The sequence below is a fragment of the Xanthomonas sontii genome, from assembly GCF_040529055.1.
GTDB lineage: Bacteria > Pseudomonadota > Gammaproteobacteria > Xanthomonadales > Xanthomonadaceae > Xanthomonas_A > Xanthomonas_A sontii.
Window position 1 is genome coordinate 4259603 of record NZ_CP132342.1, and the last position, 20592, is coordinate 4280194.

At 70.5% G+C, this 20592-nt stretch carries 15 protein-coding genes; 4 read left to right on the forward strand and 11 right to left on the reverse strand.

The genetic code is table 11. From position 1 onward, the window contains the following. Window positions 1-194: 194 nt before the first annotated feature. The 3 genes from RAB70_RS17900 to RAB70_RS17910 form a co-directional block, all read right to left on the reverse strand. Entirely contained in the window at window positions 195-4112 is a 3918-nt protein-coding gene (locus RAB70_RS17900) for a YhdP family protein (protein WP_148827559.1), read from the reverse strand. 157 nt (window positions 4113-4269) lie between these two features. Then, complete coding sequence (gene rng / locus RAB70_RS17905) at window positions 4270-5760, reverse strand: ribonuclease G (RefSeq protein WP_010340444.1); 1491 nt, start codon at window positions 5758-5760, stop codon at window positions 4270-4272. Next, a complete protein-coding gene (locus RAB70_RS17910; protein WP_148827560.1) occupies window positions 5760-6326 on the reverse strand; it encodes a Maf family nucleotide pyrophosphatase in 567 nt (188 codons plus the stop codon). The genes rng and RAB70_RS17910 overlap by 1 nt, the downstream gene beginning before the upstream one ends. A 133-nt stretch (window positions 6327-6459) precedes the next feature. On the opposite strand from RAB70_RS17910, the gene RAB70_RS17915 reads away from it, so the two are divergent. From RAB70_RS17915 to RAB70_RS17925, 3 genes are all read left to right on the forward strand, one after another. Next, a complete protein-coding gene (locus RAB70_RS17915; protein ID WP_148827561.1) occupies window positions 6460-7200 on the forward strand; it encodes an SIMPL domain-containing protein in 741 nt (246 codons plus the stop codon). A gap of 232 nt (window positions 7201-7432) precedes the next feature. Further along, window positions 7433-8104, forward strand: a complete 672-nt coding sequence (locus RAB70_RS17920; protein WP_148827562.1) for an energy transducer TonB — start codon at window positions 7433-7435, stop codon at window positions 8102-8104. A 162-nt stretch (window positions 8105-8266) separates the two neighbouring features. Beyond that, the gene (locus tag RAB70_RS17925) at window positions 8267-11029 is read left to right on the forward strand and encodes a TonB-dependent receptor (protein WP_148827563.1); all 2763 of its coding nucleotides are present in this window, start codon (window positions 8267-8269) and stop codon (window positions 11027-11029) included. Between the two features lie 160 nt (window positions 11030-11189). Here the strand turns inward: RAB70_RS17925 and rlmH are convergent, their stop codons facing one another. The 8 genes from rlmH to RAB70_RS17965 all read right to left on the reverse strand — a co-directional run bounded on the left by rlmH (window position 11190) and on the right by RAB70_RS17965 (window position 19450). Further along, the gene (rlmH, locus tag RAB70_RS17930) at window positions 11190-11660 is read right to left on the reverse strand and encodes a 23S rRNA (pseudouridine(1915)-N(3))-methyltransferase RlmH (protein ID WP_010340439.1); all 471 of its coding nucleotides are present in this window, start codon (window positions 11658-11660) and stop codon (window positions 11190-11192) included. 22 nt (window positions 11661-11682) lie between these two features. After that, window positions 11683-12840 (reverse strand): J domain-containing protein, encoded by a 1158-nt coding sequence (locus tag RAB70_RS17935; protein WP_225851509.1) that lies wholly within the window; start codon window positions 12838-12840, stop codon window positions 11683-11685. Beyond that, on the reverse strand, window positions 12833-13243 hold the full coding sequence (gene rsfS / locus RAB70_RS17940) for a ribosome silencing factor (RefSeq protein WP_043092642.1): 411 nt from the start codon (window positions 13241-13243) through the stop codon (window positions 12833-12835). The genes RAB70_RS17935 and rsfS overlap by 8 nt, the downstream gene beginning before the upstream one ends. A gap of 56 nt (window positions 13244-13299) precedes the next feature. Continuing rightward, the gene (gene nadD / locus RAB70_RS17945) at window positions 13300-14064 is read right to left on the reverse strand and encodes a nicotinate-nucleotide adenylyltransferase (protein WP_225851510.1); all 765 of its coding nucleotides are present in this window, start codon (window positions 14062-14064) and stop codon (window positions 13300-13302) included. 23 nt (window positions 14065-14087) lie between these two features. Then, window positions 14088-15122: a DNA polymerase III subunit delta gene (gene holA, locus RAB70_RS17950; RefSeq protein ID WP_148827564.1), complete on the reverse strand. Its 1035-nt coding sequence runs from the start codon at window positions 15120-15122 to the stop codon at window positions 14088-14090. Window positions 15123-15223: 101 nt separating this feature from the next. Further along, on the reverse strand, window positions 15224-15838 hold the full coding sequence (gene lptE / locus RAB70_RS17955; protein WP_148827565.1) for an LPS assembly lipoprotein LptE: 615 nt from the start codon (window positions 15836-15838) through the stop codon (window positions 15224-15226). A 124-nt stretch (window positions 15839-15962) separates the two neighbouring features. Continuing rightward, window positions 15963-18605, reverse strand: coding sequence for a leucine--tRNA ligase (leuS, locus tag RAB70_RS17960; protein ID WP_148827566.1), 2643 nt, complete (start codon window positions 18603-18605; stop codon window positions 15963-15965). A 221-nt stretch (window positions 18606-18826) separates the two neighbouring features. Next, on the reverse strand, window positions 18827-19450 hold the full coding sequence (locus RAB70_RS17965; protein ID WP_148827567.1) for a DUF998 domain-containing protein: 624 nt from the start codon (window positions 19448-19450) through the stop codon (window positions 18827-18829). 154 nt (window positions 19451-19604) lie between these two features. Here RAB70_RS17965 and trxA point away from each other — a divergent pair, with 154 nt between their 5' ends. Then, complete coding sequence (trxA, locus tag RAB70_RS17970) at window positions 19605-20465, forward strand: thioredoxin (protein WP_230979378.1); 861 nt, start codon at window positions 19605-19607, stop codon at window positions 20463-20465. Window positions 20466-20592 lie beyond the last annotated feature (127 nt).

Below are 20592 nucleotides of genomic sequence, written 5' to 3' on the forward strand. Positions count from 1 at the left end.
AGCGGCGGGCGGCACAGTCTGAACACGGCAAGCGCGCGGGAAGCGCGGCGGTCTCTAGGCAATGCACCGCATCCCACGCACGCGCAGGGCGCCGCGCCACTGCCATCCTTGCAGACCGGCATCGCGCGCAACCGCCGCCATCCCCACTCCCGGCTTTCAACAGCCGCAGGCTGGTCATCCCCAATCCCGGCTTTTCAGGGCTTCCCGGACGCAGCCGGCGGCGTCGCGGCAGGCGCCGCCGGCGGGCGAGCCGACTCGCGCTCGATCACGTCCACCTTGGGATCCTTCCACGGCCCGGTGACCCGGTAGGTGCGCGCGCCGATGTTGCCCAGCGGCTTGCCCAGCACCGCGTTGGCGGCGGCGCCGACCGCCGCGCCGACCGGCCCGCCGGCCACCGCGCCGACCACGGTCAACAGGTTGCCGGACTTGGGATTGACGTCGATGGTCTGGTCGAACTGCTGGGCGCGCAGGTCGGCCTCGCCGCGCACCTTGATCTCCGCGGCCGGGCCATCGATGACCAGGTTGTCGCTGCGCGCCAGGCCGTCGCCGAAACGGATCTGGCCGTCGATGCGGTTGAAGGCGAAGCCCTTGGAGAAGAAGTCGCGGAAATCGAACATCAGCCGCCGCGGCAGTTGCGCCACGCTGAGCAGGCCGAGCACGCGTCCGGCGCCCGGGTTCAGTTCCAGCAACTGCCCATTGCGCGCGGCCACGTCGAGCTGCCCCTGCACCGTGGCCAGTTGCAGGCCGGACGGCGTGCCCGGCCAGGCGGCGCTGAGCGTCAGCTGGCCTTCGCCGCCGCGCACCTGCCCGCCGAAGTCCAGGTTCTGCATCAGTTCGCCCAGGTCGCGGCTGTCGACGTTGGCGTTGAGCTGGGTCCGGGCGGTGGCGCCCTTGCCGCGCCAGTCGCCGCTGATGTCGATCTTCTGCTTGTCCGAGCGCAGGTGCAGTTGGTCCACCTGCATGCCGTCGGCGAGCTTGCGCGTGCGCAGCGAGGCCGCGCCGAGGGTCATCGCGCCGAAGCGCAGGTCGTCCACGTCCAGCGCCAGCGCCGGGATCGTGGCCGGGTCCAGGCTGTCGGCGAACGGGCCGGCCGGGACCGGGCCGGCGCTGCCGGCGACCCCGCTGTCGGCGGGCGTGGCGACCACCGCCGTCGGCGTGCCGTTCGCCACCGGCAAGGTGGCCGTGGCCGAGCGCCAGTGCACCCGCGCCAGGCGTCCGCCGAGCACGCCGCCGTCCTTGGTCGGCACGCTGAGGTCGCCGGCCAGGGCCGGGCCGTCCAGGTGCACGTCGATGCTGTCGGCCTGCGGCAGCAGGCGCAGGCGGGTGTTGTCGAACACGCCGCCCAGCAACAGCAGATGGTCGGCCAGGATCTCGATGCGCCGCAGCGGCATCGGGTCTTCGCCGCCGTTGGCCGCGGCGGCGTTCGGATCGGGGCGGCTGACCACGCCGATCCAGTCGATGGCGTTCAGCGCCGCGGTGCGCCCGCTGACCACAAGGCCGCTGGCCGGCGGTTCGTCGGCGACGTGATCGCTGCCCATCACCACGCGCACGCCGGTCTTGCCGCCCTGGCTGCGCGCCGCCAGCGCCATCAGCTTGCCGAAGGCCACCTCGATGCGACCGCTGCCGACCGGCAGCGGCACGTTGACCGAGGTCGCCAGCGGCGTCGCCGGCGCCTTGTCCATCGGCGCCGGCATCAGCAGCTGGGTGCCGACCAGGTCCGAGCGCAGTTGCAGCCGGGTCGGCGGCTGCGCGCCGCCGTCGGGGGTCTTGGGCAGGCCGACGCCGATGTTCCAGCGCGAGCGGCCCTGCACGTACGGCTTGAGCCAGGCCATTTCCGGCACGCGGTCGAGCAGTTCGTTCGCGTCCAGCGACGCGCTCAGCGCGGCCTCGAAGGCCTGTTGCGGATCCTGCACGCCGTCGCCGGCGCGCAGCGCCAGTTCGCCCTGGTGGCCCTGGTAGGCCACGCTCAGCTTCTGCGCGGCGAATCCGGTATCGCTGTAGTTGGCGCTGCCGCGCATGTCGTCGAAGGCCAGGTCCCAGCGCTTGTCGGCGATATGCGCGCCGAGCAGGTCGACCGTGCCGCGCAGGTGGTGGGTGCCGATGTCGGCGCGCAGCGGCTGCAGCAGGTCGAAGGTGACATCGGCCGGCCCCGACGCGCTGAGCGCATCCAGGGTGTCGCCGTAATGGGCATGCAGCGGACTCTGCCGCAGCATCGCCAGCAGCTTGCCGGTCTCGGCGCGGGTGCTGGCCAGCACGCTGAGCTGGCCTTCCTTGTAGTCGGGCAGCGCCGCCGACAGCTGCTCCACCGGCACCCCGCCCATGCTGCCGCGGCCGTGCACCTCGAAGCCGTTGCCGATGAAGGCGACGCTGGCGTCCACGTTCTCCACCGCCGGCCAGTCGTGCTGGAAGCGCACCTTGGCGTCCTCCAGCCGCGCGGTCGCCTCGAAGCGGCCGTTGTGGTCGGCGAACGGCCAGTCGTCCAGGTCGCCGGAGACCAGCGCATGGCCGTCGCGCAGGCGCCCGCCCTGCAGCGCGGCGTCGAGCCAGTCGGTGGCGGCCTTGCTCATCTTGGAATGGACCCAGAACTTCTTCGCCGCCACCACCGGCGCGTCCTGCAGGTCGGCGGCCAGGTCGATCCACGGCCGCGAGCCGTCGTCCTGGAAGCGCAGCCCGCCGCGCACGTCGGCGCCGTAGTCGCTGCCCTGCACGCGCAGCCCCGGGGTCGCTACGCGCAGGCCGTCGCCATCGCGGAAGGCGACGATGCGCCCGGCCAACTGGACTTGGTGGACCACTCCGAAGCCGCTGGGCCAGTCGACGCGGACCGGGCTGCCGGCCTCCAGCGCCAGTTCGCCGGCCTGCGCATCGCCGTCGAAGCGGCCACGCAGCCCGCTCACCCCGGGCGCGCCCCCGGCCGGCGCGAATGCCAGCTCGGCCAGGCGGCCCTGGCCGTACAGCGGACCGCCGGGAACCCCGCTCACCGCCACCTGGGTCAGTTGCAGACGCGGCTTCGCCACCGCCAACCAACTGCGCAGGCTGGGCGAAAGCCGGTCGCTGAGTCCGGCCACCGCGATCAGCGGCGCCAGGTCGAGCCGATCGCCGTACAGGGCGAAACGGCGCCCGCCGGCCACGGTCAGCCCGTCCAGGCGCTGCAGCGGCTGTCCGGCCTGGCCGAACTGCAGTTGCGGCGCATCCAGCCGCCAGCCGCCGTCGATCTGGCGCCAGCGCGCCTTCGCGCGGAAGGTGGTGAAGGCGAGCTGCGGCCGGGTGCGCCCGTCGGCCAGCGGCGCGCCGCGCAGGCGCAGCGCGCGCAGCGTGGCGTCCACGGTCACCCCAGCGACCCGGCGCTGCTGCAGGTCCAGCCAGGCCTGGACGTCGCCGACCCCGCCCTGCAGTTCGATGCCTGCCGCATGCAGCAGGCCTGCCCAGCCCGCCAGTTCCGCCGGGCGCACCGCCAGGTAGGCCTGGCCGTCGCCACTGCGACGGTCCAGGTCCAGCACCGCGGTCAGCGGCGCCTGTTGCAGATCGCTCCAGCCGTGCACGCCCACCTGCAGGCGCTCGCCGTTCACGCGCATCCGCAGGTCGATCTTCGGCACCTGCGCTTCCAGGCCCAGCGACGGGGCGTGTACACGCAGGCGTCCATCGATGACCTGCAACTCGCCCAGCCCTTCCAGCGCATCCAGCGGATCGCCGCCCTGCCCCGAGGTCGGCAGGCCCTGCACGCTCCAGTTGCCGTCATCGGCGCGCAGCAGGGTCAGCGCCAGGCCGCGCAGGCGCAGCTCGGTGAACGAGCGCCCGGGCAGCAATCCCGCGTACATCGACACCAGCACCTCGGCCTGGCCGATGCGCACACCATCGCCGGCGCCAATGCGCAGTCCGTCCAGGCGCAGCAACGGACCGCGCCGGGTCCAGGCCGTCTCCAGCCGGTCGAAGCGGATCGGCCGCCCGGCGCGCTCGCTCAGCCACGCCGCCACCTGCTGCGGATGCCGCTCCACGAACGGCAGCGCCTGGCTCAGCGCGCCCACCGCCAGGGCCACGCACACCAGCCCGATCGCCACCGCGTAGAACGCGAAACGGCGAGCCAGGCGCAGGCGGCGGCGCAGCGGGGTGTGCATCAGGTGCGGGGAATGGGGAATCGGGAATGGGGAATCGCAACAGCAGAGCGCGAACTGCTCATTGCCGTGTGAAATTCGGCCGAGGAATCCAGGGATGCGTCAGCGCGAACAGCGCGCTCTTCCCCCATTCCCCATTCCCGACTCCCGATTCCCGGCCTCACAACAACACCACGTCGAACTGCTCCTGCAGGTATTGTTCGTCGGCCTGGAAGCGGATGGTCTTGCCGAGGAATTCCTCCAGCTCGGCCACCGCCGCCGATTCCTCGTCGGTGATGCGCGCCACCACCTTGGTCGAGGCGATCACCAGCAGCCGCGCCGCGTCGAACTGGCGCACCGCGCGGGTGATCTCGCGGAAGATCTCGTAGGTCACGGTCTCGGCGGTCTTGATCGAGCCGCGCCCGCTGCATTCCGGGCACGGTTCGGACAGCTGCCGCTCCAGGCTCTCCACGGTGCGCTTGCGGGTCATCTCCACCAGGCCCAGCGGCGAGAACTCGTACACCGTGGTCTTGGCATGGTCGCGCGAGAGCGCCTTCTCCAGCGTGCGCAGCACCTGGCGGCGGTGCTCGGCGTCGTCCATGTCGATGAAGTCGATGATGATGATACCGCCGAGGTTGCGCAGCCGCAGTTGCCGCGCCACCGCCTGCGCCGCCTCCAGGTTGGTGCGGAACACCGTCTCCTCGAGGTTGCGCTGGCCCAGGAACGAGCCGGTGTTGACGTCGATGGTGGTCATCGCCTCGGTCTGGTCGATGACCAGGTAGCCGCCGGACTTCAGCGGCACCTGCTTGTCCAGCGCGCGGGCGATCTCGTCCTCGACCCCGTACAGGTCGAAGATCGGACGGTCGCCGGTGTACAGCTCCAGGCGCTCGGCCAGCACCGGCATGTACTTGGCGACGAAGGCCTGCAGCCGTTCGAAGGTCTCGTGCGAATCCACCTTGACCTTCTCCACGTCCTTGCGGATCAGGTCGCGCACCGCGCGCAGCGGCAGGCTAAGGTCCTCATAGATGATGCTGGCCGGGGCGCCGTCGCGGCCGCGCCGCTCGACCACGTTCCAGACCCGCGACAGGTAGGCGATGTCTTCGGCCAGGGCCTCGGCCGGCTGGCCCTCGGCATTGGTGCGGATGATGTAGCCGAAACCGCCGTGGCTGGCGGCCAGGTCGGCGACCAGGGTCTTCAGTCGCTGCCGTTCGGCCTCGTCCTCGATCCGCGCCGACACCCCGATCACCCGCGACTGCGGCAGCAGCACCAGGTAGCGCGAGGGGATGCTGATCTGCGTGGTCAGCCGTGCGCCCTTGCTGCCGATCGGGTCCTTGACCACCTGCACCACGATGTCCTGGCCGTCGCGCAGCAGTTCCACGATCGGCACCGCCGCCGACACCGGCAATGGCGTCGCCTCCTCGGTGTCGCCGTTGCCCACCGGCGCCGGCCGCACCACGTCGTTGGCGTGCAGGAACGCCGCGCGCTCCAGCCCGACCTCGACGAAGGCCGCCTGCATGCCCGGCATCACCCGCTGCACGCGGCCCTTGTAGATATTGCCGACCACGCCGCGGCGCCAGCCGCGCTCGATGTGCAGCTCCTGCAGCATGCCGTTCTCGATGACGGCCACCCGGGTCTCGCGTGGTGTGACGTTGACCAGGATCTCTTGCGACATCACAGCACTCCGAAGGTGCGCAGCAGGTGGTGGGTCTGGTGCAGGGGCAGGCCCATCACCCCGGAATAACTGCCGTCGAGACGGCTGACGAAACGCTCGGCGCCGCCCTGGATCGCATACGCGCCGGCCCGCCCCATCGGCTCGCCGCTGGCCACGTAGTCGGCGATGTCGCGCGCGGACAACGCGGCGAAGGTCACCGCCGTGGGCACCAGAACCAGCTCTTCGCGGCCGGCGGCGACCAGCGCCACCGCGGTCATCGCCTGGTGGGTGCGCCCGGACAGGGCCGCCAGCATCGCCGCCGCATCCTCGGCGTCGGCCGGCTTGCCGAACACGCGATCGTCCAGCACCACCTCGGTGTCGGCGCCGAGCACCACCGCGTCGGCGGCGTCGGCCAGTTGCGCCAAGCCGGCACGGGCCTTGTCCAGCGCCACCCGGCGCACATAGGCCTGCGCCGACTCGTCGGCCGCGCGCACTTCCGGCACCTCGAGGTCGAGGATCCGGAACGGCACGCCGAGGCGGGTCAGCAGTTCGTTTCTGCGAGGGGAACGGGACGCGAGATACAGCATGGCCGAAGGATAACCCGACCGGACTGACTGAACGATCGCTAATTGCGGGACGATCGCTTCGACCCCGGCGAAGATCACGACGCGTTCATCGTCGCGGCAACACCCTCGCCCAATCTTCACAAGGAGAACATCGATGCGCGCATTGTCCGTCCGCCCGCTGCTGCTGGCCCTGTCCCTCGCCCTAGGAGGCACGATGACCGCCCACGCCCAATCCGCCGCGCCCGGCTACGCCGTGCCCGCCGACGGCACCCTGCTCAACATCGCCGCGCAGGCGGAGGCCAAGCGCGCGCCCGACGTCGCCGCCATCTCCGCCGGCGTGGTCACCCAGGCCACCGACAGCGCCGCGGCGATGCGCCAGAACGCCGAGCAGATGACCAAGGTACTGGCCGCGATCCGCGCCGCCGGCATCGCCGACAAGGACGTGCAGACCAGCGGGGTCAGCCTCAACCCGCAGTACAAGTACGCCGAGAACCAGGCGCCGCAGATCATCGGCTACCAGGCCAACAACTCGGTGAACCTCAAGGTGCGCGACATCGCCAAGCTCGGCAAGGTGCTCGACGCGCTGGCCGCACAGGGCGCCAACCAGATCAACGGCCCCACCTTCGAGATCGACGACCCGGAACCGCTGTACGACCTGGCCCGGGTCGATGCGCTGAAGAAGGCGCAGGCACGCGCGCAGACCTACGCCAAGGCGCTGGGCCTGCACGTGCGGCGCATCGTCAGCATCTCCGAAGGCAGCAGCGGCGGCGTACGCCCGCCGATGCCGATGATGCGCGCGATGGCGATGAAGGCGGAGATGGACAGCACCCCGGTCGCGCCCGGCGAGAGCAGCGTCTCGGTCAACTTGGATGTGGTGTTCGAACTGGGCAAGTAAGCCCGGTCCGCCCCCTCCTTCGCGACGGCGCCTGCGGGCGCCGTCGTCGTTTTCGGTCCGCCGCAGCGCCCCTCGCCAATACGGCACCCGGCCTCGATCGCCGCCGCCTCTTGCCAAAGTGCCCGCGACCGGCGCACTGTCGAAACGCGGACGGGCGCGATGACCCCATCCGTCGCCCCCGTGCGTTTTCCGGTACCGCAGTCCACGACACTCCTATCGCAGAGGTGGATCCATGGTTCGCACGCAACTCCCCGCCCCGTCCTTCCGCATCGACCTGTCCCGGGTCCTGGCCTACAGCACCGCGATCGCCCTGCACGTGCTGGCCGCCCTGTTGCTGCTGCTTCCGCTCTCGCACGTGACCGCGCCACCGGAACCGGCGCAGGTGCAGCCGCGCTGGCAGCAACCCGTGGTGGTCCAGGTCACCCCGCCGCCGCCGGTCTTTCCCACCATCGAGAAGCAGACGCCGACGCAACCGCGCACGCCGACCGCAGTCCCGGTGCCGACCCCGACGCCGGCGCCGCTGTTCGACAGCAGCCCGGTGGTGCTGGACACCGCGCCCAACGTCGACCCCGCGCCCAGCATCGCCGCGCCCAGCCTGCCGCCGGCGAGCGTGAGCGCACCGGTGGACGGCATGCAGTTGCAGTACCTGCGCGCGCCGGCGCCGCCGTATCCGCGCGACGCGCTGCGCGATCGCCTGCAGGGCAGCGTGCTGCTGCGGGTGCTGGTCGGCACCGACGGGCAACCGCTGCAGGTCACTGTGGAGAAGAGCAGCGGCCACCGGGTGCTGGACCAGGCCGCACGCGACCAGGTACTCAAGCGCTGGGCGTTCAAGCCGGCGCTGCAGAACGGCACGCCGGTGCAGGCGTACGGGCTGGTACCGGTCGATTTTTCGATGGATCGCTGAGGGCTGCAATGCGCCGGCCGGGCACCGCCCGGCCGTGCGCGTTACGCAAAAATTCACCATTTGTTCACGATAGATACACCTAGATGGGAACCAGCCGGCCGTCAAAAGGTCGGCACTTTCGTCAGAAAGACACAATCTGCGTTTCCAGTTAGGAGAGAAACTGTGAACATTTCGACCCAACGGCGTGCAACCCGCCGTACGCTGCTGTGTGCCTCCGTCGCTGGCGTGCTCGCCGCCCTCGCAGGCCCCGCCGCCTTCGCCCAGGAAGCAGCCACCAATCTCGACCGCATCACGGTCACCGGCTCCAATATCCCGCGCACCGACACCGAGACCCCGTCGCCGGTGCAGGTGGTGACCCGCCAGGAGATCGACCGCACCGGCAAGACCTCGCTGGCCGAATACCTGCAGACCCTGACCGCCGACGGCGCCGGCTCGATCCCGAAGACCTTCGGCAACGGCTTCGCCGGCGGCGGCGCCGGCATCTCGCTGCGCGGCCTGGGCGCCGGTTCCACCCTGGTGCTGTTGAACGGCCGACGCATGGCCACCTACGGCCTGGCCGACGACGGCCAGAAGGTCTTCACCGACCTGAGCACCATCCCGCTGGACGCGGTCGAGCGGGTCGAAGTGCTGAAGGACGGCGCCTCGGCGATCTATGGCTCCGATGCCATCGCCGGCGTGGTCAACATCATCCTGCGCAGCGACTTCCAGGGCGCGATCCTGCGCGGCTCCTACGGCCTCTCCGGCGACGGCGATGGCGACGCGCGCAAGGCCACCCTGACCGCCGGTACCGGCGACCTCGCCAGCGATGGCTGGAACGCGTTCTTCAGCCTGGACGTGGGCAAGACCGACGCGATCAAGATCAGCGACCGCAAGGACCGCAAGTGGATCGGCACCGGCGACATCCGCCGCTGGGGCTATGCGGCACAGGATGCGCAGTTCCTCGGCGGCGCCTATCTCAGCGGCGGCACCGCCGGCGGCACCGGCCCCAATGGCTCGGTGTTCAACACCGCCGGCCGCTTGGTGGCACTGCCCGGCTGCGCCGGCCTGACCACCATCCCCGGCCAGAGCGACGCCACCGCGCAGGCGCAGGGCTGCCTGTGGGATCCGGCACAGCAGTTCCGCGATCTGACCCCCGAGGAGAAGTACGTCAACGTGTTCGGCCGCGCCAGCTTCGCCTTCGGCGAGGGCGGCGAGATCTACACCGAGATCGGCTACTCGAAGAAGAACACCGTGTTCTCCAATACCCCTTCCGGCGTATCCGGCGGCTGGGGCTACCCGGGTGGCCCGGTCAACGCCAACAGCGGCGCCGGCGCCACCGTGCTCTACGCCGGCCATCCCGACAATCCCCTGCCCTACGCCGCGCGCCTGCGCTACAGCGCCTGGGACGTGGGCCCGCGCGTCACCGACAACACCAACGAGTTCAACCGCTTCCTGGTCGGTGTCAAGGGCAACTGGGGCGACTGGAGCTACGACACCGGCTACCTGCACTCGGGTACCAACCTGGTCAACAAGCGCACCGGCTTCCTGCGCTACAGCGCCGTGCGCTGCGTGCTCGGCAACCCGGCCTGCCCGGCCGGTACCTGGCGGATCGGCGACAACGCCAACCTCAACTCGCAGGCGCTCTACGACTACATCTCGCCGACCATCAGCGCACGTGCCAAGTCCGAACTGGACATGTTCGACTTCACCGTCTCGCGCAGCCTGATGGACCTCAAGGGCGGGCCGCTGGGCCTGGCGCTGGGCGCGGAATGGCGCAAGACCAGCAACAGCCTGACCCCGCAGACCTACACCGATATCGGCGACATCATCGGCCTGGGCTACTCGGCCTACGACGGCACCCAGAACGTCTATGCCGCGCACGTCGAACTGTCGGCACCGGTGCTGGAGCAACTGGAACTGTCGGCGGCGCTGCGCTACGACAAGTACGACGGCGGCGACGGTAAGGCCACGCCGAAGCTGGGCGTGAAGTGGACCCCGGCCAACTGGATCGCGCTGCGCGCCAGCTACGCCGAAGGCTTCCGTGCGCCGAATCCGGCCGAGAACGGCGACGGCGGCCTGGCCGCGTTCTCCAACGCCCGCGATCCGGTGCGCTGCGCGATCGATCCAGCCAACGAGTGCACCGCGCGCTCGGTGGCGATCATCACCCGTCCGAACCCGGCGCTGAAGCCCGAGGAGTCCAAGAGCTACTCGGTGGGCTTCGTGCTGCAGCCGACCTCGACGACCTCGTTGACCGTGGACGGCTGGGAGATCAAGCGCACCAACGAGATCGCCCAGGGCAGCACCGCCGACGCGATCGCCGCCGGCAACGTCCTGCGCGACAGCAACAACATCGGCGGCGTCGCCAACAGCGGCACCATCCTGGCGGTCAACACCGGCTACGTGAACGCGAACTCCTCGCGGGTGCGCGGCATCGACACCGACATCCGCCAGACCTTCGAGATCGGTCCCGGCCAGTTGGAGCTGGATGCGCAGTGGAGCCACCTGCTCAAGTTCGAGCGCACCGAAGGCGACACCACCGTCGATTACGTGGGCACGCACGGCAACTGCGACGTGACCAACTGCATCGGCACGCCGCAGGACCGCATCAACTTCGGCACCACCTGGAAGCAGGGCAGCTGGAGCGTGAGCGGTGTGGTGAACTACATCGACAGCATCGAGAACAAGGATCGCCGCGGTGGCGACTACCAGGCGTTCTACGCCGACGGTACGCCGGTCAAGAAGATCGCCTCGTTCACCACCTTCGATCTGTCGGGCCGCTGGAACATCACCGAGGCGTTCGAACTGAACGCGTCGGTGCAGAACGTGTTCGACCGGATCGCGCCGCTGGATCCGACCACCTACGGTGCGGTCAACTACAACCCGCTGCACTTCAGCGGTGCGATCGGCCGCTACTTCACGGTGGGTGCGAAGTACACGTTCAACTGATCGCGAACGTCGCAAGGCCGTAACGAAAAGCCCGGGCGAAAGCCCGGGCTTTTTTTGTTGCCTGAGCGGTGCGCCAGCATCGGCATCACGCACGCATTGCCGCCACGCGCACGCGATCCGCGATCCGCGATCCGCGATCCGCGATCAGGCGATCAGGCGATCAGGCGCGATGGTAAGGATGATTGGCCAGCATCGCCGCCGCACGGTACAACTGCTCGGCCACCACCAGCCGCACCAGCATGTGCGGCAGGGTCAGCGGCCCCAGCGACCAGGATTCGCTGGCGACCGCCAGCACCTCCGGCGAATGGCCTTCGGGACCGCCGATCAGGAACGCCAGATCGCGCCCCTGTCCGCGCCAGTGCTCCATGCGCTGCGCCAGTTGCTCGGAACTGTGTTGCTTGCCGGGCACGTCCAGCGCCACTACCAGCGCATTCTTCGGCAGCGCCGCCAGGACCCGGCGGCCTTCGTCCTCGATCGCGCGCTGCGCATCGCGGCCCTTGCCGCGCAGTCCAGGCTCGATCTCGACCAGATCCAGCGGCAACCAGTGCGAGAGCCGCTTGCGGTACTCGGCGAAGCCCTGCGCCACCCAGGCCGGGGCACGCTCGCCAGTGGCGATGAGGCGCGCCTTCATCGCTGCGCGCGGCAGGCGCGCATCACCAACGCTCGCCCAGCAGCAGGGCGTCGTACATCGCGTCGTCCAGTTCCTGCTCGGCCAGCCGGGCACGCTCCCGCTTCAACCATTGCTTCAGCGTGTCGGCCTGCCGCGCCGCAGCGCGATCGTCGGCGCAGGAGCGGATCTCCTCCTGCACCTGCCGCTTGATCTGCGCCAACAGCGCATCCAGGCGCTGCGGCTGCGGCGCGCGCTCGTCTTGAAGACCGTAACGCCCCATGAAGTCATCGACCAGTCCGGCCAATGTCTGCTCGACCTGCCGCAGTTGCGCGGCGAACAGGTCGTTGTAGTCACGGATGCGCTCCTCGGCCATCGCCGCGATGCCGGCCTGATCCAACTGGCCGATTTCCAGTTGCAGTTCCAGCAGTGCCAGCAGGTCGTCGTTCTGATACGCCTGGTTGAGCCGCTGCATCAAGGCGGTCTTGCGCTCGCGCTGCTGCGGATCGGGTTCGCGGTCAGGATGCAATGCGGCGACCAGGTTGCGGTACAGCGCGCGACGCATCTGTTGCGGATCGGCGGCGACCTGCGCGGCCTTGCCGGCACCGGCACGGCGGCGCTTGTCGCGCTGCTGGGCGCGCCCGGCCGCATGCGCCTGCTGTGCGTGCAGCCGCTCCTGGATCTGCGCATACAGCGCTTCGGGGGAGTGGATATGCGCCATTTCCTCTTCGGTCAGGCCGAATTCCTCACCGATGACCGACGTCAGCAATGCCTCGGATTCGGCCAGATCCTGGTCGAATCCGAGGGGGCTATGCCGGTCGTAGATGTCCTTCAGGCCATCGTTGTCGCCGTCCCGGATCAACAGCGCAGCCAACTCGCAAATGAGCTCGGACAGATCGGCGCGATCGCGCTTGCTCAACTTGAAGGTGGCATGCGCTGCGTCCAGTTCCCGCAACAACTGTACCTGCGCCGCATCGCGCTCCTGCAGCAAGGGATCGACCTGCTCGTGGAAACGCTGCTCCCAGCGCGGCAGCGCGTCCTGCCACGCATGCAACTGCGCACGGGCGCGCTCCAGACGCTTGACCAGGGAGTCGAAGCGCTTGCGCGCCGGCGTCGCGGGTGTCGATTCGGTCGCGCCGACACGCTTGCTGACCGGCAACGCCTCGCTGCCGACGCTGCGCGCGGGATTGCGCCGCTTAGGCATCGCGTGCCGAGTCGTCGTCGCCCGGCGGCTGGTCGCCGACCGTCCACAGCCGCTCCAGCGCATAGAACTCGCGCACCCGCGGCAGCATCACGTGCACCACCACGTCGCCGAGATCGACAAGCACCCACTCGGCCTCGCGCTCGCCTTCCACGCCCAGCGGCATCACGTCCAGGCGCTTGGCGTACTTGATGACTTCGTCGGCGATCGACTTGACGTGACGGGTGGAGGTGCCGGAGACGATGACCAGGTAGTCGGTGACGCTGGACTTGCCGCGCACGTCGATTTCCGCCACGTCCTTGGCCTTGAGTTCCTCGACTGCCTCGCGGACGTGGGCGAGCAGGACCGGCAGCGGCGGCGGCGGATTGGGGACTTGGGTCTTGATGACGTGGGCTTGACTGGACAAAGCGGCGAACTCGATGGAATGGGGCGAATTATAGGCGACCCCGGCAGGACGCGTATTCAGCCAGCGGGGCCGGCGCCCGACGCATACAGGCCGTGGTCGCGGATATAGGCCGCCACCGGTGCCGGCAGCAAGGCCGCCCAGTCCTCGCCGGCGGCGATCCGCGCCCGCACCAGGCTGGCCGATTCGCTGCGCAGCGGCTGCCGCAAGCACCACAGCCGGCCGCCCGGCGCGCGGCTCAGCGCCTGCGGCGTGTCGGCCCAGCGCCCGGCCACCGCCTGCGCCAGTTCCGCCGGCACCGCCCGCTCCCAGCCGCTGCCGGCGCGGTCGGCGACGATCAGGTGCGCGGCCTCGAGCAGCGCCCGCCACTCGCGCCAGCCGTTGAAGCCGACGAAGCTGTCGCTGCCGATCAGCAGCGCCAGCGGCGCGTCGGCGCCGAGCTCGGCGCGCAGCTCGCGCACCGTATCGATACTGTAGGACGCCACGCCCGGCCGGGCCTGCGCGCGCCGCACTTCATGCAGGTCCAGGACCAGCCCCGGCGTATCGGCGATGGCCAGCGCCAGCATCGCGCAGCGCTGCTGCGCATCGGCCCCGGGGGCCGGCCGATGCGGCGGATCGGCCGCCGGCATCAGCCGCACCGGCACCCCGAACGCCTCCCGCGCCGCCCGCGCGATCGCCAGGTGGCCGTTGTGGATGGGATCGAAGGTGCCGCCGTAGATCAGATGCAGTGGTGGGGAATGGGGAATGGGGAATGGGGAAGAAGCAACAGCCGCAGGCTGCGAGGTCTTCGGCGAGACCACAGCGCCGCCGTTCCCATTCCCCATTCCCGATTCCCGATTCCCGGCGGTCATACCACCAACAACCGCACCGCCCGCGCCTCGGCGATCGCCAGCAGCAGGCGTTCCAGGGCGATCCAGGCATCGCCGTCGGCGCGGCCCTTGGCGATGCGGTCGATGCGGCCGGCCTCGGCGGCGAAACGTTCCCAGCGGCGCGGTTCGGCGTGGCGCTGCAGCGCGCGCTTGAACGGCGCCTGCCGCGACTCCCAGATGCCCTGCCCCTTCATTTCCGCCGCCAGGTTGCCGCCGGCGGCCTGCACCTTGGCCAGCGCGGCCGTGCGCAGCAGTTCCTTGATCAGGATCGGCAGCAACGCGGCCACCGCCTCACCCTCGGCACGCAGGCCGGCGAGCATGCGCCGCACCGCCGACGCCTGCCCGGCGAGGGTCGCCTCGGCCAGGCGGAACACGTCGTAGCGTGCGGCGTCGGCGACCAGCGACTCCATCGCCGCCACGTCTAGGCCCTGGCCGTCGGCCAGCAGGGCCAGCTTGTCGATCTCCTGCGCCGCCGCCAGCAGGTTGCCTTCCACCCGTTCGGCCAGGCGCTGCACCGCGCCGGCGTCGGCGCGCAGGCCCTTGCTGCGCAGGCGCCGCTCGATCCAGTCGCCCAGTTCGTGCGGCTTGATCGCCCAGGCCACGGCGATGGTGCCGATGCGCGCGACCGCGTCGGCCCACTTGCCCTGGTGCGCCTTGCTCCATTCGTTGCAGGTGATCAGCAGCACCACGTCCGGCGGCGGATCGGCGCAGAACGCACTGATGACCTCGCCGCCCTCCTTGCCGGGCTTGCCGCTGGGCAGGCGCAGCTCGATCAGGCGCTGCGCGCTGAACAGGCTGGGCGCATTGAAACTGGAATACAGCTGGCCCCAGTCGAAATCGCGACCGTCGGCATCGAACACTTCGCGCTCGCCGATGCCGGCGGCGCGCGCGCGGGCGCGCACCGCGTCGGCGGCTTCGAGCACGCGCAGGGTTTCCGGACCGGCGATCAGGTAGACCGGCTGCAGCGGCTGCGACGCCGGCTGGGTGGCGAGTTGTTCGGGGCGCAGTTCCATGACGACAGCCTACGCTGCTGCAGGCGGATGCGGCCAACGCCGCGCGCCTGCGGCGAACGGCGCGGCCGCCGCGTGCGACGGCGAAGGCAGCAGGGCGAGGCTCAAGGCTGCGGCGTGGTCGCCGGCTTGCCTGCGGCCGGCGTGGCGTCGGCCGGCTTGCCTTCCACCGGCGTGCCGTCGGTCGACGGCGGCGCGGCGTTGACGTCCTTGCCGTCGCGCACCTGCGCGCGCACCACGCTGTCGATCCGGCGCAGCATCGAGGCCGACATCTCGCGGCGCAGTTCGTCGGCCAGGATCTCGCGCTCGGTGGAGGTACCGGTGGCGTCGGTCGGCGGGGAAACGTAGTCGCGCGACAGCTCGATCACCTGCTGCGGCACCAGCACGCTGCCGTCGGCCCGACGGAACAGGAAGATCGCCGCGTAGCGCAGGCTGTATTCCTGGGCGCGGCCTTCGGCGTCGAGCGCGATCGGCAGGTCGCCCCAGCGCTCGGACAGCACCTCCAGGCGGGCCACGCCGGTGTTGACGTCCTTCGGCGCGATCTGCGCGCCGGCCGCGCGCAGGCCGCGCTCGAGCAGCTTGGCCAGCTCGCTGTACGGCGCCGAGGACACCACCTTCACCGACGGCGTGTCGGCCGGCAGGGTCAGCTTGTTGCGCAGGTGGAAACCGCAGGCGGTCAGGGACGCCGCGAAGACGAGAGCGAGCAGGAGTCGGGTCATGGACACAGTCTGGAGGAGCCGGCTGGGCGCGGCAACAGGCGGCTAGCCTGCCGTACGCCGCGTGAACGCGGGTTGAGACCTGCCGCGCCGCACGGCCGCGACGCGGCCGCAGCGGCGCGCCGGCTCACGCCGCCACCAGGTTCACGATCTTGCCGGGGACGATGATGATCTTGCGGATGCTCAGCCCTTCCAGGAACTTGGCCGCATTCGGCTCGGCCTGGGCCAGCGCCTCGATCTGCTCGCGCGGGGTGTCGGCGCCGACCTCGATGGTGCCGCGCAGCTTGCCGTTGACCTGCACCGCCAGGGTCACCGCGTCGCGCACCAGCGCAGCCGGGTCTGGCTGCGGGAACGGCACGTCCTCCAGCAGCGTCGCCGGATGGCCCAGCGCCTGCCACAGCGCGTGGCTGGCATGCGGGGTGATCGGGTTGAGCAGCAGCACCGCCGCTTCCAGCGCTTCCTGGCGCACCGCGCGGCCCTGATCGCCGGCGTCGTCGAACTTGGCCAGCGCGTTGGTCAGTTCCATCACCGCGGCGATGGCGGTGTTGAAGCTGTGGCGGCGGCCGTAGTCGTCGGCGACCTTGCCGATGGTCTCGTGGGTCTTGCGCCGCAGCGCCTTGTGCTCGGCGTTGAGCGCGGCCGGGTCCAGCGCCGGCACGGCGCCGTCGGCGACGTGCTTGTGCACCTGCGCCCACAACCGGCGCAGGAACCGCGCCATGCCGTCCACGCCGGCCTCGTTCCACTCCAGCGACTGCTCCGGCGGCGCGGCGAACATCGAGAACAGGCGCACCGTGTCGGCGCCGTACTTGCCGACCATCGCCTGCGGATCGACGCCGTTGTTCTTGGACTTGGACATCTTCTCGGTGCCGCCGATCAGCACCGGCTGGCCGTCGCCGCGGTGCACCGCGCCGATCACCCGCGCCTTGTCGTCGCGCTGCACGTCCACGTCGGCCGGGTTGATCCAGTCCTTGGAGCCGTCCGGGTTCTGCCGGTAGAAGGTCTCGGCGATCACCATGCCCTGGGTCAGCAGGTTGGTCGCCGGCTCGTCGCTGTCCACCAGGCGCGCGTCGCGCAGCAGCTTGTGGAAGAAGCGGAAGTACATCAGGTGCAGGATCGCGTGCTCGATGCCGCCAATGTACTGGTCCACCGGCAGCCAGTAGTTGCCGCGCTTGTCGACCATGTCCTTGGCGCCGGGCGAGGTGTAGCGCGCGTAGTACCAGCTCGACTCCATGAAGGTGTCGAAGGTGTCGGTCTCGCGCTCGGCCGCCGCGCCGCACTGCGGGCAGGTGGTCTTGCGCCATTCCGGGTCGGTCTTCAGCGGCGAGCCGGTGCCGCTCAGGGCCACGTTCTCCGGCAGCAGCACCGGCAGCTGGTCTTCCGGCACCGGCACCGCGCCACAGCTCTGGCAATAGATCACCGGGATCGGGCAGCCCCAGTAGCGCTGGCGGCTGACGCCCCAGTCGCGCAGGCGGTAGTTGACCCGGCGCTGGCCCTGGCCCTTGCGCTCGAAGCGCTCGGCCAGCGCCTCGAACGCGCCCTGGAAGTCCAGCCCGTCGAACTCGGCGGAATTGACCAGCTCCAGCTCGCGGGTCTTGTCGCCGTACCAGTCCTGCCAGCGGCTCGGGTCGTAGCTGCGCTCGTCGTCGTTCTTCGGCACCTTCAGCGCGATCACCTGGCGGATCGGCAGGGCGTACTTGCTGGCGAATTCGAAATCGCGCTGGTCGTGGCCGGGCACCGCCATCACCGCGCCGGTGCCGTAGCCCATCAGCACGAAGTTGGCGACCCACACCGGCACCTGCTCGCCGCTGATCGGATGCACCGCGGTCAGGCCGGTGGCCATGCCGCGCTTTTCCTGGGTTTCCAGCTCGGCCTCGGAGACGCCACCCTGCTTCAGCTCGGCCAGCAGTGCGGCCAGCTCGGGATTGGACTTGGCCGCGTGCAGCGCCAGCGGATGCTCGCTGGCGATGGACACGAAGGTCACGCCCATCAGCGTGTCCGGGCGCGTGGTGAACACGCGCAGCGGATCTAGCGCGCTGCCGTCGGCGTCGCGCACGTCGAACTGGATCTCCAGGCCCTCGGAGCGGCCGATCCAGTTGCGCTGCATGGTCTTGACCGACTCCGGCCAGCCCGGCAACTGGTCCAGGCCGTCCAGCAGTTCCTGCGCGTAGTCGGTGATGCGCAGGAACCACTGCGGGATCTCGCGCTTTTCCACCAGCGCGCCGGAGCGCCAGCCACGGCCGTCGATGACCTGCTCGTTGGCCAGCACGGTCTGGTCGATCGGGTCCCAGTTCACCACCGCGTTGCGGCGGTAGGCCAGGCCCTTGCGCATCAGCCGGGTGAACATGCGCTGCTCGTGTACGTAGTACTCCGGCCGGCAGGTGGCGAACTCGCGCGACCAGTCGATGGCATAGCCCAGCGACTTGAGCTGGCTGCGCATGTGGTCGATGTTGGCGTAGGTCCACTTCGCCGGCGCGGTCTTGTTCTTGATCGCCGCGTTCTCGGCCGGCAGGCCGAACGCGTCCCAGCCCATCGGCTGCAGCACGTTCTTGCCGATCATGCGCTGGTAGCGGCTGATCACGTCGCCGATGGTGTAGTTGCGCACGTGGCCCATGTGCAGCGCCCCGGACGGGTACGGCAGCATCGACAGGCAGTAGAACTTGGGCTTGTCGGAGGTCTCGTCGACCTCGAAGGCGCGGGTGGCGTCCCAGAACTGCTGGGCGGAGGATTCGACCTGCTGCGGGTCGTAGGCGGTGGGCTCGACGGCGGACATGGAAACGGGCAAGGGCCAGGCGGCAACAAAGCAGCCAAGGGTACCGTAGCGCGGCAAGCCGCTCCAATCCCGGCGACGGGCGGCAGCGGCGCGGGACGCCGCGGCGGCGCCTGGCAGGCGCCGGGACCGCGGCTGCAACGCGATTGGCGACGCCGGGCCGCACGCCGGCATCGACCCTGCCGCAGCCCACCTCGACGGCCGACTGCGCAAGTCCGACCGGGTCAGCCGCGGTGCGGGACCCTCGTTGGCCCCGGCCACCAGGCCAGCAGCGCCAGCCAGCCCCACCACAGCAGGAACACCAGCCGCTGCGCCAGCGCCGGCGACAGCAGCCGATCCAGCGCGAACGCGCCCAGCGCCGCCAGCAGCGCCATCGCCAACGCCAGCGCGGCCCAGCCGCGCGCGGCCGGATCGCGGCGCGCGCCCAGCCCCAGCAGGGTCGCGGCCGCCACCAGGGCCACCACCCACAGCAACCAGGCGCTGGCATGCAACTGGGTCGCGCGCGCGTCCAGGTCGGTCGGATCCAGCGGCAGCAGGCCCATGCCGGCGAAAGCCAGGCCGCCCAACAGCAGCAACTGCCCACCAACGCGCAACGACCAGGGCGCGTGGCGGCCGGCGCGGCGCAGCAGCCGCAGCGCCAGCGCCATCGCCAGGCACCCGGGCAGCACGAATGCCAACAGGTTGAACGCCCAGGCGTGCGGGATGCCGCGCGCGCCGAGCAGGGCCAGCGGATGCGACCACGGCAGATAGCCGGGCAGCACCGCGCCGAAGCCCAGCATCGCCGCCACCGCGGCCACTGCCAGCAGCGGCCCGATCCAGCGCAGCACCCGTTCGCTCACCTCGCCCATCCGTTCCCGTCCTTTCGCGCCGCCACGGCGCCTCCAGCCGGGCATTGTCGCCGCTGCGGCCGCGGCCGGCACGCGCGGCGTGGCGCCGCCGCCCTTGCATCGGCGCCGCGGCGCCTCCATACAAAGCGTCCTCTCGCCTGCGATGACACTGCCCATGTCCGACACGCCCCACGTTTTCGACGCCAAGACCGAGACCTTCGAAGCCGACGTGCTGCAGCGCTCGCTGCAGACCCCGGTGCTGGTGGACTTCTGGGCGCCCTGGTGCGGCCCGTGCAAGACCCTGAGCCCGATCCTGGAAAAGCTGGCGGCCGAGTACAACGGCGGCTTCGTGCTGGCCAAGGTCGACGTGGACCAGGAGCAGCAGATCGCGGCGGCGTTCCAGATCCGCTCGGTGCCGACGGTATTCCTGGTCAAGGGCGGACAGTTGGTGGATGGCTTCCCCGGCGCCCTGCCGGAGGGCCAGTTGCGCGAGTTCCTGACCCAGCACGGGATCGTGCCGCTGGCCGCGCAGGAACCGGCCGAGGAGGTGCCGGCGGCGCCGCTGGATCCGCAGGCCGAGGTGCAGCGCCTGCGCGAGGCGGTGGCGGCCGAGCCGGACAAGGACGAACTGAAGCTGGATCTGGCCCTGGCCCTGGTCAAGGTCGGTGCCGCCGCCGAGGCCGAGACCCTGATCGACGCATTGCCGGCCAATCTCGCCACCGACGAGCGCGCGGTGCGGGCACGGGCGCGACTGGGCTTCGTCGGCGCGCTGCAGGCCGCCCCGCCGCTGGAGACCCTGCAGGCCACGCTGGCGCAGGATCCGGCCGATCTCAAGGCGCGCTACCTGCTGGGCGTGCGCCACCTGGTCGGCGGCGACGACGCGGCCGCGCTGGAACAGTTCCTGGAGATGCTGCGCCAGGACCGCGCGTTCGAGGACGGCCTGCCGAAGAAGGCGCTGATCGATGCGTTCCGGGTGATCGAGGACGAGGATCTGGTCGGGCAATACCGTCGGAAGATGTCCGCCCTGTTGTTCTGAGATTACAATCTCAGGTCCAGCGGCTGACTACGGCGTCTCCAGCCGCTGCGACGGACGGACGGACGGACGGACGCGACCCGGCCTGACCCCAGGATGCCGCGATCAGGGACGAACGCCGCCTGCAGCC

Bases quoted from the DNA above. Each gene is read 5' to 3' on its own strand.
- RAB70_RS17900 (WP_148827559.1), bottom strand. From the start codon at position 4,112: ATGCACACCCCGCTGCGCCGCCGCCTGCGCCTGGCTCGCCGTTTCGCG.
- rng (WP_010340444.1), bottom strand. From the start codon at position 5,760: ATGTCGCAAGAGATCCTGGTCAACGTCACACCACGCGAGACCCGGGTG.
- RAB70_RS17910 (WP_148827560.1), bottom strand. From the start codon at position 6,326: ATGCTGTATCTCGCGTCCCGTTCCCCTCGCAGAAACGAACTGCTGACC.
- RAB70_RS17915 (WP_148827561.1), top strand. From the start codon at position 6,460: ATGCGCGCATTGTCCGTCCGCCCGCTGCTGCTGGCCCTGTCCCTCGCC.
- RAB70_RS17920 (WP_148827562.1), top strand. From the start codon at position 7,433: ATGGTTCGCACGCAACTCCCCGCCCCGTCCTTCCGCATCGACCTGTCC.
- rlmH (WP_010340439.1), bottom strand. From the start codon at position 11,660: ATGAAGGCGCGCCTCATCGCCACTGGCGAGCGTGCCCCGGCCTGGGTG.
- RAB70_RS17935 (WP_225851509.1), bottom strand. From the start codon at position 12,840: ATGCCTAAGCGGCGCAATCCCGCGCGCAGCGTCGGCAGCGAGGCGTTG.
- nadD (WP_225851510.1), bottom strand. From the start codon at position 14,064: ATGGGGAATGGGAACGGCGGCGCTGTGGTCTCGCCGAAGACCTCGCAG.
- holA (WP_148827564.1), bottom strand. From the start codon at position 15,122: ATGGAACTGCGCCCCGAACAACTCGCCACCCAGCCGGCGTCGCAGCCG.
- lptE (WP_148827565.1), bottom strand. From the start codon at position 15,838: ATGACCCGACTCCTGCTCGCTCTCGTCTTCGCGGCGTCCCTGACCGCC.
- leuS (WP_148827566.1), bottom strand. From the start codon at position 18,605: ATGTCCGCCGTCGAGCCCACCGCCTACGACCCGCAGCAGGTCGAATCC.
- RAB70_RS17965 (WP_148827567.1), bottom strand. From the start codon at position 19,450: ATGGGCGAGGTGAGCGAACGGGTGCTGCGCTGGATCGGGCCGCTGCTG.
- trxA (WP_230979378.1), top strand. From the start codon at position 19,605: ATGTCCGACACGCCCCACGTTTTCGACGCCAAGACCGAGACCTTCGAA.